The 13,998-nt window shown below is 73.3% G+C and carries 18 protein-coding genes; 11 read left to right on the top strand and 7 right to left on the bottom strand.

Features of this window, described 5'->3' with window-relative positions:
- Positions 1-18: 18 nt before the first annotated feature.
- On the bottom strand, positions 19-267 hold the full coding sequence (locus OOJ98_RS10450) for an SCO4226 family nickel-binding protein (RefSeq protein WP_267054340.1): 249 nt from the start codon (positions 265-267) through the stop codon (positions 19-21).
- 202 nt (positions 268-469) lie between these two features.
- Here OOJ98_RS10450 and OOJ98_RS10455 point away from each other — a divergent pair, with 202 nt between their 5' ends.
- Positions 470-1,069 (top strand): PadR family transcriptional regulator, encoded by a 600-nt coding sequence (locus OOJ98_RS10455; RefSeq protein ID WP_267054341.1) that lies wholly within the window; start codon positions 470-472, stop codon positions 1,067-1,069.
- A 51-nt stretch (positions 1,070-1,120) separates the two neighbouring features.
- On the opposite strand, the gene OOJ98_RS10460 is transcribed toward OOJ98_RS10455, so the two are convergent.
- Positions 1,121-1,549 (bottom strand): SRPBCC family protein, encoded by a 429-nt coding sequence (locus tag OOJ98_RS10460; protein WP_267054342.1) that lies wholly within the window; start codon positions 1,547-1,549, stop codon positions 1,121-1,123.
- Positions 1,550-1,657: 108 nt separating this feature from the next.
- Positions 1,658-1,849: a hypothetical protein gene (locus OOJ98_RS10465; protein WP_267054343.1), complete on the bottom strand. Its 192-nt coding sequence runs from the start codon at positions 1,847-1,849 to the stop codon at positions 1,658-1,660.
- 365 nt (positions 1,850-2,214) lie between these two features.
- Here OOJ98_RS10465 and OOJ98_RS10470 point away from each other — a divergent pair, with 365 nt between their 5' ends.
- The 3 genes from OOJ98_RS10470 to OOJ98_RS10480 all read left to right on the top strand — a co-directional run bounded on the left by OOJ98_RS10470 (position 2,215) and on the right by OOJ98_RS10480 (position 4,919).
- On the top strand, positions 2,215-2,682 hold the full coding sequence (locus tag OOJ98_RS10470) for a Clp protease N-terminal domain-containing protein (protein ID WP_267055591.1): 468 nt from the start codon (positions 2,215-2,217) through the stop codon (positions 2,680-2,682).
- Positions 2,683-2,770: 88 nt separating this feature from the next.
- Positions 2,771-3,754 carry a DMT family transporter gene (locus OOJ98_RS10475; protein ID WP_267054344.1) on the top strand — a complete coding sequence of 328 codons (984 nt, stop codon included), beginning with the start codon at positions 2,771-2,773 and terminating at the stop codon, positions 3,752-3,754.
- Between the two features lie 163 nt (positions 3,755-3,917).
- A complete protein-coding gene (locus OOJ98_RS10480; RefSeq protein WP_267054345.1) occupies positions 3,918-4,919 on the top strand; it encodes a DMT family transporter in 1,002 nt (333 codons plus the stop codon).
- Between the two features lie 76 nt (positions 4,920-4,995).
- Here the strand turns inward: OOJ98_RS10480 and OOJ98_RS10485 are convergent, their stop codons facing one another.
- On the bottom strand, positions 4,996-5,667 hold the full coding sequence (locus tag OOJ98_RS10485) for a pyridoxamine 5'-phosphate oxidase family protein (RefSeq protein WP_267054346.1): 672 nt from the start codon (positions 5,665-5,667) through the stop codon (positions 4,996-4,998).
- Between the two features lie 35 nt (positions 5,668-5,702).
- On the opposite strand from OOJ98_RS10485, the gene OOJ98_RS10490 reads away from it, so the two are divergent.
- Positions 5,703-7,043 (top strand): aminotransferase class I/II-fold pyridoxal phosphate-dependent enzyme, encoded by a 1,341-nt coding sequence (locus OOJ98_RS10490; protein WP_267054347.1) that lies wholly within the window; start codon positions 5,703-5,705, stop codon positions 7,041-7,043.
- Here OOJ98_RS10490 and OOJ98_RS10495 read toward each other — a convergent pair.
- Complete coding sequence (locus OOJ98_RS10495; RefSeq protein WP_267054348.1) at positions 7,031-8,077, bottom strand: DMT family transporter; 1,047 nt, start codon at positions 8,075-8,077, stop codon at positions 7,031-7,033. The genes OOJ98_RS10490 and OOJ98_RS10495 overlap by 13 nt on opposite strands.
- A gap of 38 nt (positions 8,078-8,115) precedes the next feature.
- Here OOJ98_RS10495 and OOJ98_RS10500 point away from each other — a divergent pair, with 38 nt between their 5' ends.
- Positions 8,116-9,027 (top strand): LysR family transcriptional regulator, encoded by a 912-nt coding sequence (locus tag OOJ98_RS10500; protein WP_267054349.1) that lies wholly within the window; start codon positions 8,116-8,118, stop codon positions 9,025-9,027.
- Positions 9,028-9,037: 10 nt separating this feature from the next.
- On the opposite strand, the gene OOJ98_RS10505 is transcribed toward OOJ98_RS10500, so the two are convergent.
- Entirely contained in the window at positions 9,038-9,514 is a 477-nt protein-coding gene (locus OOJ98_RS10505) for a pyridoxamine 5'-phosphate oxidase family protein (protein WP_267054350.1), read from the bottom strand.
- A 126-nt stretch (positions 9,515-9,640) separates the two neighbouring features.
- Between OOJ98_RS10505 and OOJ98_RS10510 the strand changes: the two genes are divergently transcribed.
- Entirely contained in the window at positions 9,641-10,291 is a 651-nt protein-coding gene (locus OOJ98_RS10510; protein WP_267054351.1) for a cysteine hydrolase, read from the top strand.
- On the opposite strand, the gene OOJ98_RS10515 is transcribed toward OOJ98_RS10510, so the two are convergent.
- Positions 10,278-10,763: a Rieske (2Fe-2S) protein gene (locus OOJ98_RS10515; RefSeq protein WP_267054352.1), complete on the bottom strand. Its 486-nt coding sequence runs from the start codon at positions 10,761-10,763 to the stop codon at positions 10,278-10,280. The genes OOJ98_RS10510 and OOJ98_RS10515 overlap by 14 nt on opposite strands.
- A gap of 125 nt (positions 10,764-10,888) precedes the next feature.
- Between OOJ98_RS10515 and OOJ98_RS10520 the strand changes: the two genes are divergently transcribed.
- The 4 genes from OOJ98_RS10520 to OOJ98_RS10535 all read left to right on the top strand — a co-directional run bounded on the left by OOJ98_RS10520 (position 10,889) and on the right by OOJ98_RS10535 (position 13,841).
- Positions 10,889-11,761: a HipA family kinase gene (locus tag OOJ98_RS10520; protein WP_267054353.1), complete on the top strand. Its 873-nt coding sequence runs from the start codon at positions 10,889-10,891 to the stop codon at positions 11,759-11,761.
- On the top strand, positions 11,758-12,141 hold the full coding sequence (locus OOJ98_RS10525) for a DUF3037 domain-containing protein (RefSeq protein WP_267054354.1): 384 nt from the start codon (positions 11,758-11,760) through the stop codon (positions 12,139-12,141). Before OOJ98_RS10520 ends, OOJ98_RS10525 begins: the two co-directional genes overlap by 4 nt.
- A 159-nt stretch (positions 12,142-12,300) precedes the next feature.
- On the top strand, positions 12,301-13,062 hold the full coding sequence (gene fabG, locus OOJ98_RS10530) for a 3-oxoacyl-ACP reductase FabG (protein ID WP_267054355.1): 762 nt from the start codon (positions 12,301-12,303) through the stop codon (positions 13,060-13,062).
- Positions 13,063-13,079: 17 nt separating this feature from the next.
- Complete coding sequence (locus OOJ98_RS10535) at positions 13,080-13,841, top strand: SDR family oxidoreductase (protein ID WP_267054356.1); 762 nt, start codon at positions 13,080-13,082, stop codon at positions 13,839-13,841.
- Positions 13,842-13,998: the final 157 nt, after the last annotated feature.

Here is a 13,998-nt window from a genome sequence, read left to right on the forward strand (position 1 = left end):
CGGTGACGGCGGGGGCCGTCAGGCGGTCAGCGGGACCGCGTGGACTTCGTCGGCCGGGTGGCCGGCCCGCTCGTGGATCCGCTGGACGGCCTCGGCCGACGGCGCGTCGGACAGGCAGTAGACGGTGCCCGATTCCGGGTCCGCCCACGCCTTCTCGAAGTGGACGCCCTCCTCCTTCTCTATGGCCAGGTCCGCCTTGTGCGCTTGGAGCAGCTGATCGGCGGTGATGCCCTTCATCCCGTGGTGGACGTCCATGAACATCGACATGGCGTCGCACCTCCTTCCGGGTCCCCGGGGCGTTCGGAACCGACCAGGTCGACGTGGCGGCTCCAGCCCCGCTTCTTCCAGCCTGCTCCTGAACCGCCGCGTGAGCGACCGCGCCCTTCCCGTGGCGGAGTGCTTGCCAAGCGTAAGTCGCCGATATATCGTTGATGCATCACGACGGATCAACGATGGAAGGAACGAAGCCATGCGTTCACATGGATACGGACAGCAGGGACCCGGCCATCACGGTCGGGGTGACTTCGAGGGGCGGCGTGCCGCCTTCGGGCCGTTCGGGCCCGGCGGCGGGGGCGCGTGGGGCGGACCGTTCGGTCCCGGCCGCGGCGGCCGGGGCGGCCCGCGGGGCAGGGCGCGGCGCGGCGATGTCCGGGCGTCGATCCTGGCTCTCCTGAAGGACCGGCCGATGCACGGTTACGAGATGATCCAGGAGATCGCCGAGCGCAGCGGCGGGGCCTGGAAGCCCAGTCCGGGCTCGGTCTACCCCACCCTCCAGCTCCTGGAGGACGAGGGCTTGATCACCAGCGAGAGCGAGGGCGGCAAGAAGCTGTTCACGCTCACCGAGGCCGGTCGGGCCGAGGCCGAGTCGGGAGCCGACGCTCCTTGGGAGGACGCCGGGCGCGGGGTCGACTGGGAGGCCATGCAGGAGATCCGGCAGGCCGGCTTCGGTCTGATGGAGGCGTTCGGCCAGGTCTGGAAGACCGGCTCCGCCGATCAGCGCAAGAAGGCGCTCGCGGTCATCAACGACGCGCGCAAGAAGCTGTATCTGATCCTTGCCGACGAGGGCTGAGCCCTCGGCGCGGTGAAGCCCCGCGGCCCTCGGCCGCGGGGCTTCTCGCGTTCAGGCGCACAGCCCCCCGAGCTTGCGCAGCGACTCGTTGAGCGCGGCCGTCGCCGAGTCCTTCAGCTTGCCCGCCATGAGGGAGACCGCCGCCCCCGTGAACTCGCCGTCGATGCGGACCGTGCTGGCGCCGCCGTCGGGGACGACCGTGTACCGGTTGAAGACGCTCACGCCCATCGGGCCCTTGCCCCGCACGCCGAACACCCGCCCGGCCTCGAACTCGTCCACCGTCCACGCCACTTCGGCGGGGAAGCCCATCAGCTTCATGTTCTCCGCGTAGGTCGCACCCAGTTCCAGCCGGTCGGGGCCGCCCGCGGGGAAGCTGGTGTGGGTGGCGTTCCACTCGCCGTACGAGGAGAAGTCGGTGAGCTGTGCCCAGACCTTCTCGGCCGGAGCCTCGATACGTGCCTCCGCGCTGACCTCGGCCATGAGACCACTCCTTCGTGGGGACGGTGACGGGGACGTGTCGCGGAACGTAGCCGCAGCGGGGTGAACATTCAATACTGATGAACCGTCAGATCGAGGTCGCGCCGGATCTCAGATCCGCTGGGCCTCCATGGCCCAGATCTCGGCGGAGTCGAAAAGATCGGATGCGCGCGGGCGCGCGGACTCGTCGTGGCAGTGGAACGCGGCCCAGAACAGATCGCCCGGCAGCGCGTCGCGGGGCGCGTACACCCGGTACACGTACTGCAGTCCGTCCTCGGCGAGGAGGGCGACCATCCAGCACATCGGCGCTCCTCGACGGGCGGTGGGGACAGCTGTGTCATGCGTCACCGGGAGGGACGAGCCCGGACGCCGCCATGGTTGCGCCGACGGCCCGAGGGCGGGGCCGGGGCGGCCGGTCGCCGGAAGGTTGCCCTTCCGGGGCACATGCGCGCGATCTCATCCGTAAGGAGGAGAACCCGGTCATCCGTGCCCACCTTCTGTGGGATGCCCGAATGCTCCCGTACGCGGATGTCTCCCGGACCGGCGGCTGGTGAGGTGGAGGGGTGCACAGTTCTCCCCCCGGAGCGGCGCGCCAGGTCTCTTCCCCCGTGGAGTTCGCCGGGCCCCGGCCCTCCGCAGACCCCGCAGGCGCCCCGGACCCCGCGCACATCGAAGCCCGGCTCACCGACGAGCTCGCCTCGATGGTCACGGGCGCCCGCAGGCGCGCCCTGCGCGACGGGGACCGGCAGCTGGACACCGCCCATCTGCTGCACTCGCTGATGGAGAGCGACCCCGAGGTGCGGGCCACCTTCGACAGCGGGCCGCAGGTCGCGCGCGTGCTCGGCTATCTGGTGCAGCGCAGCATCGGATACGGGCTGCGCTGGCAGGGCTCCGTCGAGGACTCGGGAGCGGTGCCCGTGATGACCCAGCCCGGCTGGTCGCCCAGCGCGCTCACCGCGATGGAGCACGCCCTGCGCCGCGCCGCGGCCCGGGGCGAGGAGCGCGCCGCGGGACGGGACCTGCTCGCGGCCCTCGCCGCCGATCCGGAGTGCCGCGCCATCGAGGTGCTGACCCACGCGGGAGTGGACGCGGCCTCGCTCGCCGACCGCCTGCGGGAACCCGCGCGCCACGCGTGACGCGGCCGCCGGCCCCGTCCCGCCGGGCCGCCGTCTCGACAGGTGTCACACATATGACGGTCCTGACCGCGCCTGCCATGATGTGCCGATGCACGCGTCTCAGGGAAGAAGCGCCGGCCTGGGACTCGCCCTGGTGTCGGCCTTCGCATTCGGCGGATCCGGTGTGGCGGCCAAGCCGCTCATCGAAGCGGGGCTCGACCCGCTGCACGTGGTGTGGCTGCGGGTGACCGGGGCCGCGCTCGTGATGCTCCCGGTGGCCTGGCGCCACCGGGCCCTGGTGGCGCGCAGGCCCGCCCTGCTCGCCGGGTTCGGGCTGCTGGCCGTCGCCGGAGTCCAGGCCTGCTACTTCGCCTCGCTCTCCCGCATACCCGTGGGCGTGGCCCTCCTCGTCGAATACCTGGCACCCGCGCTCGTCCTCGGCTGGGTCCGCTTCGTCCAGCGCAGGCCCGTGACGCGGGCCGCCGCGGTCGGTGTGGTGCTCGCCGCCGGGGGGCTCGCCTGTGTCGTGGAGATCTGGTCCGGGCTGAGCTTCGACGCCCTCGGACTGCTCCTCGCCCTCGGCGCGGCCTGCTGCCAGGTCGGCTACTTCGTCCTGTCCGACCAGGGCGGCGAGGGCGACGACGCCGCCGACCCCATCGGCGTCATCGCGTACGGGCTGATCGTCGGCGCCCTCGTGCTGACCGTTCTGGCCCGGCCCTGGGGCATGAAGTGGTCCGTGCTCGGCGGCAGCGCCGACATGAACGGCACCCCGGTGCCCGCGGCCGTGCTGCTGTGCTGGATCGTCCTGATCGCCACCGTGCTCGCCTACGTCACCGGCGTCATCTCGGTGCGCAGGCTCTCCCCGCAGGTCGCCGGGGTCGTCGCCTGTCTGGAGGCGGTGATCGCGACCGTCTTCGCCTGGGTGCTGCTCGGCGAGCACCTGGCCGCGCCGCAGATCGTCGGCGGCGCGGTGGTCCTGTGCGGTGCCTTCATCGCGCAGTCGTCGACACCGAGAGCCGCCTCGGGGCCGGTCGTCCCGGGCGTGCCCGCCCCCGCCGAAGGGGAGTTGTCGGCCGGACGCTCCCCGGCCTAGGGTGACGGCCATGCACGCGACCGTACTGCCGCCTCCCGCCGCGTAACGCGGGCGGCCGCACTCCCTGACGAAGACCCGGCTCGGCGGTTGCCGAGCGGCTCGTCGCTGCCCGCGCACTCCACGCCGGCGATCAGCGAGCTGTCTTCCCCATCGGAGTACGTACGTGTCGAACTCGTCCACGGGCCTTGCCATCGGCCCCACCGCACCCCTGCCCACCACCGCGCTGCCCGTCGGGCGCGGTCTGCTCTACCTCGCCTTCGCGGGACTGGCCTGGGGCACCGCGGGCGGCGCCGCGGCCCTGGTCTTCGGGGCCAGCGACCTCGGCCCCCTCGCCCTCTCCTTCTGGCGGTGCGCGGGCGGACTCGTCCTGCTGCTCGGCGCGATGGCGCTGCGCCGCCACCGCACACCCGCGGCGCCCGCGGCACCCGAGCCGCGCGGCCGGCGGGCGCTGCGCGTCCTCGGCAACGGCATCGGCCTGATGGTCTTCCAGAGCGCCTACTTCGCGGCCGTCGAGGCCACCGGGCTCGCCGTCGCGACCGTGGTGACCCTGGGCGCGGGCCCCGTCCTCATCGCCCTCGGAGCCCGGCTCGCCCTCGGCGAACGGATCGGCCGGGCGGGCTCGGCCGCCGTCGCCGGGGCGCTCGCCGGGCTCGCCGTGCTGTGGATCGGCAACGGCGGCGGCACCGTACGGCCCGCCGGGGTGGTCCTCGCCCTGGTGTCGGCCGCCGGATACGCGGCCATCACCCTGCTGACCAGGTGGCTCGGGCGCGACGGGGGCGCCGCCGACCCCTCGGCGACCACCGCCTGGGCGTTCGGCGTTGCCGCGCTCTGTCTGCTGCCGTTCGCGAGCACGGAGGGGCTGCTGCCGCACACGGCCGCGCCGGTGCGGGTGATCGTCCTGCTGCTGTACGTGGCGGCCGTGCCGACGGCGCTCGCGTACGCCCTCTACTTCGCCGGGGCGGCGGTCGTCCGCTCCGCGACGGTCTCCGTGATCATGCTGCTCGAACCGGTGAGCGCGGCGGTGATCGCCGTGTCGGTGCTGGGCGAACGGATCACCGTGGCCACGGCTGCGGGCACCGCGCTGCTCCTCCTCGCGGTGATCGGCCTCGCGGCGTCCGAAACGAGGCAGGCGTCCGGCGCCCGCCGCGCGGCGGGCGGCCGGTAGCCCGCGAACTCCCGTGCGGGGCGCGGGCGCCGGGGGAGCGACGGCGCCCCCGGACCCGCTCCGCCCGCGGCGGGCCTCAGAGCGCCGTGATGTAACCGGGTACCGTCACCGACGCGTCGAGGTCGGCCGCCGGGACGGGCGCGCCGTACGACGGGGTGAGCGGCAGGACGCCGGCCCAGTGGGGCAGCGCCAGGTCCTCGGCGTCGTCGTTCGGGCCGCCGGTGCGGAGCTTGGCCGAGACCTCGTTCAGGTCGAGGCTGATCACCGCGGTCGCGGCCAGCTCCTTCGCGTTGGCCGGGCGCGAGTCGAGGGCGCGGCCCGGGACCACATGGTCCACCAGCGCGTCCAGCGCGGCGCGCCGCTCCTCGGGGTCGGTCACCTCCTGGGCCACGCCGTGCACCACGACCGAGCGGTAGTTGATCGAGTGGTGGAAGGCGGACCGGGCGAGCACCAGGCCGTCGACGTGGGTGACCGTCAGACAGACCGGGAGCCCCGGGTCGGCCTGGCCCGCCGCGCGCAACGGGCGCGACCCGGTCGAGCCGTGTATGTACAGCCGCTCGCCGACCCGGGCGAACAGCGTCGGCAGCACGACGGGTGATCCGTCCCGGACGAACCCCAGGTGGCAGACGTACGCCGTGTCGAGGATGCCGTGCACCAGCTCGCGGTCGTAGGAGGCCCGCTCGCGCGACCGCGTCGGCACGGTGCGGTCGGTGGCCTGGTAGGGGGGTGCGGTCGCGGTGTCCGACATTGCCATCTCCATTGCACTAGTGCATAATCTTGTTTGTGCTAGGAGAATATCGGATCGTAGGGCGTCGCGCATCGGAGATTGCCGAGAGCGTGGAGCGCGCGGTGGGTGCCGGCGGGCTCGAACCGGGTCAACTGCTGCCTCCGCTCAGGGAGTTGGCGACCGAGCTCGGCGTCAATGCCAATACCGTGGCCGCCGCCTACCGGCTGTTGCGCGACCGGGGCGTGATCGAGACGGCCGGCCGGCGCGGCAGCCGGGTCCGCCCCAGGCCCGCGAGCACCGCCCGGGACCTCATCCGCGTCGACGTGCCCGAGGGGGTGCGCAACATCGCGGACGGCAACCCGGACGCGCGGCTGCTCCCCCCGCTCGGCGACGCCCTGGCCGCCGCCGCCCGAGCCAACGCCGAACGGCCCGGCCGGTACCTGTACGGGCAGGACCCCGTCGACGAGGACCTCGCCCGCCTCGCCCGCGCCGCCTTCGACGAACAGGGCGTGCCGGACGGGCCGGTCGGGGTGCTGTCGGGGTCGCTCGACGCCATCGAGCGGGTGCTCACCGCGCATCTGCGCCCCGGCGACGCCGTGGCGATCGAGGACCCGGGCTGGGGCGCGCTGCTCGACCTCGTACCGGCGCTCGGCCTGCGGCCGGAACCCGTGCCGCTCGACGACGAGGGCCCGCTGCCGGACGGGCTGGACCGTGCCCTCGCCGCGGGCGCCCGCGCCGTCGTGATCACCTGCCGTGCGCAGAACCCGACCGGCGCCGCCATCGGCGCGGCCCGCGCCCGCGCGCTGAGCGACGTGCTCGCCGCGTACCCGGGCGTGCTGCTGATCCAGGACGACCACGGCCACGGCATGGTCGACCTGCCCCTGCACCCCATCGCGCCCCCGACCGAACACTGGGCGTTCGTACGGTCGGTGGCCAAGGCGTACGGGCCCGACCTGCGGCTCGCCGTGCTGACCGGGGACGCCGTCACGCTCGACCGGGTGCGCGGGCGCCAGCGGCTCGGGCCCGGCTGGGTGAGCCGGCTGCTCCAGCGGGCCGTCGTCGAGCTGTGGACCTCGGGCGCCGTCGACCCGGCGAAGGTGGCGCGTTCGTACCGCGAGCGGCGCGAGGGCCTGCTGCGGGCGCTGCGCGAACGGGGCGTCGAGGCCCACGGGCGGAGCGGGTTCGTGGTGTGGGTGCCGGTGCCCGACGAGACGGGGGCGGTGTCCCGGCTGCTGCACGCGGGCTGGGCGGTGGCGCCCGGCGCCCGCTTCCGCCTGGCGTCGGCGCCCGGCGTGCGGATCACCGTGTCGAGCCTGGCCGCGGACGAACTCGGGCCGCTCGCGGACGCCGTCGCCTCCGCGGTCGGCCCGGGGCCCGGCAGCCGTTACGTCGCCTGAGCCTTCGTTCGCGCGCGCGGCCGGCTCTGGGTGAGGGCGGCGCCCGCCAGGACGACGGCCGCCCCGACCGGGGTGTTCCAGCTGAGGCTCTCGCCGAGGACCGCGACCCCGGCGGCGGTGGCGATCACCGGGATGAAGTAGGTGACCATCTGTGCCGTCGTCGGCCCCACCTCGGTGACGAGCCCGTACTGGACGAGCACGGCGAGCCCCGTGCCGAGCGCGCCGAGCGCCGCGACCGCCAGCAGCGGGACCACCGGGAACGAGTGCGGGAATCCGGCGAACAGCGGTGTGACCAGGGCGAGTTGCAGGGTGGCGATGCCGAGCTGGGGGCCGATCAGAGAGAGGCTGGAGTGCCCGCTGCCCGCGAGGGTGCGCCGCACGTAGATCCAGCCGATCGGATAGCAGAGCGAGGCGAGCAGGGCCATCGCGGTGCCCTTGGCGTCCAGGCCGTGGAAGCCCTGCCAGGCGCCGAGCACCGTGAGCACCCCGAGGAAGCCGAGGCCGAGCCCCGCCACCCGGCGCCGCGTCGGCCGGTCCTCGGAGAGCGCCACCATCGACAGGGCCATGCCCCACAGCGGCGACGTCGCGTTGCAGATGCCGGCCAGCGTCGAGGGGATCGTCAGTTCCGCGTAGGCGAACAGCGAGAACGGCGCGGCGTTCAGGAGGAAGGCCGCCACCGTGAGGTGCAGCCAGGTGCGGCGCTCGCGCGGCAGCCGCTCGCGCTTGACCGCCATCGCGACGGCCAGCACCAGGGTGCCGAAGAGCAGCCGTCCGAACGTGACCTGGAAGGGGGCGAAGCCGTCCGTGCCGACCTTGATTAGCAGAAAGCTGAAGCCCCAGATCAGCGAGAGCCCGGCGAACCGGACCCGCCAGTCGAGGGCCGGTCGGCGCCGAGCGGCCGGCGCCCCGGCCGCGCCGGGGGCGGGCCGGGTGGCCGAGGGGAGCGAGGTGGAGGAGGCGGCGGAGGGAGAAGGCCGGGACGGGGTGGCGGTGCTCATGACGACCACGATGAGGCTCAGTACCGCGTAGCACAAGCGAGACTTCGGTAGGCAGATGGATTAGCATCGCTTACATGTTGAATCTGGAGCGCCTGCGCACCCTCGACGCGGTGGCCCGGCACGGCTCGGTGGGCGGCGCCGCGGACACCCTGCACGTGACGACCTCCGCCGTGTCCCAGCAGCTCGCCAAGTTGGAGCGCGAGGCCGGCCAGCCCCTGCTCGCCAAGAACGGGCGGGGGGTGCGGCTCACCGACGCCGGCCGGCTGCTCGCCGACCACGCGGCCCGCATCCTCTCCCAGGTCCAGGTGGCCCAGGCCGAGTTGGAGGAGCAGCGGGGCAGGGTCGTCGGCGAGCTGAGGATCGCCGGGTTCGCCACCGCCGCCCGCGGGCTCTTCCCCGCCGCCCTCGCCGCACTGCGCGCCGACCACCCGCAACTGGCCGTACGCTCCGACGAGCTGGAGGCCGACGAGTCGGTGCAGGGCGTGCTCCTGGGCGACCTCGACCTCGCACTCGTCCTCGACTGGTACAACAAGCCGCTCCCGCTGCCCGACGGGCTCGCCAAGCGGGCCGTCCTCGACGACCTCGCGGACGTCGCCGTCTACGCGGGCCACCCGCTCGCCGGCCGCGACGCGGTGGACCTGGAGGAGTTCGCCGACGACGAGTGGATCACCTGGCCCGAGGGCGAGTTCTGCAGCGAGTGGCTGATGTTCACCCTGCGCGGCAAGGGCGTCGAGCCGAGGATCGCCCATGTCGCCCGCGAACACGCCACCCAACTCGCTCTGGTGGAAGCCGGGTTGGGCGTGAGCGTCGCGCCGCGCCTGGGCCGGGGTCCGGTCCCCGACGGGGTGCGGGTGATCCCGGTGCGCGACGCGATGAACCGCCATGTCTACGCGGTGTGGCGCGCGGACGCCGACCGCAGGCCCTCGATCCGGGCCGCCGTCGACGCGCTGACCGCGGCGGGGGAGGGGCTCGTCCGGGCGGGCTGACCCGACGCGCTCAGCGTCCGAACGCGCCCCCCAGCTTGCGGAAGTCCCACGACACGACGGCGGACGGGGTCAGCCGCAGCCACGCGTGCCGGCCGTCGTGCACCATGGCGTCGATGCCGAAGTTCTTCGCGGCGAACAGCCGCTCCACCTCGGCGAGTTCGGGACACGGCTGCCCGGTGCGCGGCGCCTCGCCGACCGGCACCACGCTGCCGCTCAGCTCCACCCCGCGCAGCTCCCCGTACTCCGTGCCGTCGTCCACGACCACCGCGACGCGAGGATCCTTGCCGAGCTGGGTCCAGCGCCGGCTGCGGGTGATCGAGTACAGCCAGAGCGAGCCGCCGTGCCAGACGTACCAGAGCGGCGCGACGTGCGGGCTGCCGTCCGCCGAGACGGTGGCGACCCGGCAGGTGCGCCGGTCGCCGAGGAAGGCGTCGCGCTCCGCGTCGGTCATCATGATCCGGCGGCCCCGGCGCTGTGTGGCGGTCATCCGCGACATCCCTTCGAGAGTCCGGTACGCGTCCGAAGTCCGGTACCGGGCAAGCCATCTGACGATACGTCAGAAAGCATGGCGCGCTCTTCCCTCGTCGCGCAATGGCCGTTAGCCTCCGGCGCCATGGCGACGAAGGAACTCCTCGCACAGCAGCTCGTCCCCGCCTCGACGGTACTGATGACCGTCGAGTGCCAGCAGGGCGTGGTCGGCCAGGACAGCGCACTGCCCGAACTCGCCGCGCAGGCACGGGAGTCGGGGGTCCTGAACAATGTGGCGCGGCTCGTGGCGGGCGCGCACGAGGCGGGCGTCCAGGTATTGCACGCGGTCGCGGAGCGCCGCCCCGACGGCCGCGGGGCCAATCGCAACGCACGGCTCTTCCGGGCCGCCGAACGGCTCCCGGTGCAGCAGCACTCGGGCTCGCACGCGGTGCGCATCGCCGAGCCGATCGAGGTGGCCGACGAGGACTTCGTCGTACGCCGTCTGCACGGGCTCTCGCCCGTGTCCGGCACGGACGTCGACCCGATCCTGCGCAACCTCGGCTGCCGCACCCTGATCGTCACCGGGGTCTCGGCCAACGTCGCGATCCCCAACGCCGTCTTCGACGCGGTCAACCTCGGCTACACGGCGGTGGTGGCCTCGGACGCGATCGCGGGGGTGCCGGCCGACTACACCCCCGCGATGGTCCGCAACACCCTCGCCCTCGTCGCCACCGTGGCCACCACCGACGACATCCTGGGCTGCTTCAAGGAAGCGGGCCGCACTACGCCAGCTTGATGGAGTCCCCCTCGACGGAGATCGCGGCGGCGGGCAGCGGGGACGGCGCGGGACCGGCCTTCACGCTGCCGTCCGTCACGTCGAACTTGCTCCCGTGGCAGGGGCAGTTGATGGTGCCGTCCGAGACGGACGACACGGCGCAGCCCTGATGGGTGCACTTCGCCGAGAACGCCTTGAACTGGCCGGCGGCGGGCTGGGTCACCACGACGCCCTCCTTGGCGAAGATCTTCCCGCCGCCCTGCGGGATGTCGGCGGTCCTGCCGAGGACGCTTCCGCCGCCCTTGGCGCCGCCGTCCCCGGCGGGGGTGGCCGCGCCGGCGCCGGCCGCGCTGTCCGAGCCGCCCCCGCACGCCGTGAGCGCGGCGGCGAGCCCGGCCGCCCCGACACACGCGATGACGGTACGGCGCGCCGGTACCTGTGCGGGCGCGGGTGCCGGTACCCGCACGGGTACGGAGTGCGCTTCGGTGCTCATGCTGACTGTCCTCTCGACGTACGACGCGTGACTGCGTGGGGGAGTACGGGAGGGAGGGGTGGGGCGTTCAGCGCGGGGGTGACTTCTTGACCGGGGCGGGCGGGGACGGGACGTAGCCTGGGCCTATGCTCACTGAAGTCACCGCGACCCGGTACGTCACGCCGTTGCGTGAGGGCGGGTCGCTTCCGGGCATCGTCGAGGCCGACGATCTCGGAACGTATGTCATCAAGTTCACCGGGGCCGGCCAGGGCCGCAAGACGCTGGTCGCGGAGGTCGTCTGCGGAGAGCTCGCGCGCCGGCTCGGGCTGCGCATGCCGGAGCTCGTCACCATCCAGCTCGACCCCGTCATCGGCCTGTCCGAGCCCGACCAGGAGGTACAGGAGCTCCTGAAGGCGAGCGGCGGCCTCAACCTCGGCATGGACTACCTGCCGGGCTCGCTCGGGTTCGACCCGCTCGCCTACCAGGTGGACGCGGCCGAAGCGGGCCGGGTCGTCTGGTTCGACGCGCTGATCAACAACGTCGACCGGTCGTGGCGCAACCCCAACATGCTGATCTGGCACGGCGACCTGTGGCTGATCGACCACGGCGCCACCATGATCTGGCACCACAACTGGCCGGGCGCCGCAGCCTCCGCGGCCAAGCCCTACAACGCCTCCGACCACGCGCTCGCGCCGTTCGGGCCCGATATCGCCACCGCCGCGGCCGACCTCGCGCCCCTGGTGACCGAGGAGCTCCTCACCGAGGTCACGGCCCTCGTCCCCGACGAGTGGCTGGTCGACGAGCCCGGCTTCGACTCCACCGACGCGCTGCGCCGCGCCTACGTCGAGCCGCTGCTCGCCCGCGCCGCGACGATCCACGAGCGGATCACACTGGACGCCCCCACCGCCACCCCGCCCTCGCGGGCCCCCGGGTGGCTGACCGACCACGTCAAGCCCTGGCCGCACCCCACCAAGAACCGTCAGGACGCCGAGAACAGCCAGAAGGACGCCGACCGTTGAGCAAGCGCGATGTCTTCGAGTACGCGCTGCTGCGCGTGGTGCCGCGCGTCGAGCGCGGTGAGTGCTTCAACGCGGGCGTGCTGGTCTACTGCCGCGCCCACTCCTTCGTCGCGGCCCGCACCCACCTGGACGAGGCGAAGCTGAGGGCGCTCGACCCGGCCGCGGACGTGGTGGGCGTACGGGCGGCGCTGCGGGCCGTCGAGGGCGTGTGCGGCGGCGGCGAGGGGGCCGGACAGGCGGCGGGCGACGACCCCGGGCGCCGGTTCCGCTGGCTCATCGCGCCCCGCTCCACCGTGGTGCAGCCGGGTCCGGTGCACACCGGTCTGACCGCTGATCCGGCCGCCGAGACGGAGCGGCTGCTCGACCTCCTCGTGCGCTGATCACCCGCCCGTGAGGGGTGCGGCGCGGGTGTGACATGCGCCGCGGGATCCGTGGGCCGTTGACACCGCGTGCCAGGGCTTCTAGCGTCTCGTCTGCTGAAGCTACTAAGCGGTTGCTCAGTGAGTGAGGGCCGCGGATCCCAGGGCGAGGAGAACAGCATGTCCACCACCGAGCAGCGTGTCGCCATCGTGACCGGGGCGGCGCGGGGCATTGGCGCCGCGACCGCCGTCCGGCTTGCGGCCGAGGGCCGGGCCGTCGCCGTACTCGACCTCGACGAGGCGGCGTGCAAGGACACCGTCGACACGATCACCGCGGCGGGCGGCCGTGCCCTCGCCGTCGGCTGCGACGTCTCCGACAGCGCCCAGGTGGAGGCCGCCGTCGAGCGCGTCGCCGCCGAGCTCGGCGCGCCGACCATCCTCGTCAACAACGCCGGCGTGCTCCGCGACAACCTCCTCTTCAAGATGAGCGAGTCGGACTGGGACCTGGTCATGAACGTGCACCTCAAGGGCGCGTTCCTGATGGCCAAGGCCTGTCAGAAGCACATGGTGGACGCCAAGTGGGGCCGCATCGTCTCGCTCTCCTCGTCGTCCGCGCTCGGCAACCGCGGCCAGGCCAACTACTCCGCCGTCAAGGCCGGCCTCCAGGGCTTCACCAAGACCCTCGCCAAGGAGCTCGGCAAGTTCGGCATCACCGCCAACGCCGTCGCCCCCGGCTTCATCGTCACGGAGATGACCGCGCAGACCGCCGCCCGCGTCGGCATGGGCTTCGAGGACTTCCAGGCCGCGGCCGCCACGCAGATCCCCGTCCAGCGCGTCGGCCACCCCGAGGACATCGCCAACGCGATCGCCTTCTTCACGGGCGACGCCGCGGGCTTCGTCTCCGGCCAGGTCATGTACGTGGCCGGCGGACCGCTCAACTAAGCGCGAGGGTACGGAACATGACTGAACTTCCCGAACTCTCGGGCAAGGTGGCCCTGATCACCGGGGCCAGCCGCGGCATCGGCTACGGCATCGCCGAGGCGCTCGTCGCACGCGGCGACCGGGTGTGCATCACCGGACGCGGCGAGGACGCCCTCAAGGAGGCCGTCGACAGGCTCGGCGCCGACCGGGTCGTCGCGGTGGCCGGCAAGGCCGCCGACGAGGCCCACCAGGCCGCCGCCGTCGAGCGCACCATGGAGGCCTTCGGCCGCGTCGACTTCCTGATCAACAACGCGGGCACCAACCCGGTGTTCGGCCCGATGGCCGAGCTCGACCTGAACGTGGCCCGCAAGGTGTACGAGACCAACGTGATCTCGGCGCTCGGCTTCGCCCAGCAGACCTGGAAGGCCTGGCAGAAGGAGAACGGCGGCGCGATCGTGAACATCGCCTCCATCGCCGGCGTCTCCGCCTCGCCCTTCATCGGCGCGTACGGCATGAGCAAGGCGGCCATGATCAACCTGAGCGTCCAGCTGGCGCACGAGTTCGCGCCGATGGTACGGGTCAACACCATCGCCCCGGCCGTCGTCAAGACCAAGTTCGCCCAGGCGCTCTACGAGGGCCGCGAGGCGGAGGCCGCCTCGGTCTACCCGATGGGCCGGCTCGGCGTACCGTCCGACATCGGCGGCGCCGCCGCGTTCCTCACCTCCGACCAGTCGGCGTGGGTCACCGGACAGACCCTGGTCGTCGACGGCGGGCTCTTCCTCAACGCGGGAGTGCACTGACCGGAGCGCTCACACCCCGCCCCGAGCCAGGAGCTCCGTGGCGTCAAGTGCCCTGCCGTGTGCGTCGGTCGACGCGGCAGGGCACTGTGCTGCGGTCCGGGCGGCGGGCCCGCGGGCCGGGCAGCCCGCGGCGGGCGCGGGCGGCGTTGTCAGTGGC

Origin of the sequence: Streptomyces sp. NBC_00083 (genome assembly GCF_026343295.1) — a bacterium.
Classification (GTDB): domain Bacteria; phylum Actinomycetota; class Actinomycetes; order Streptomycetales; family Streptomycetaceae; genus Streptomyces.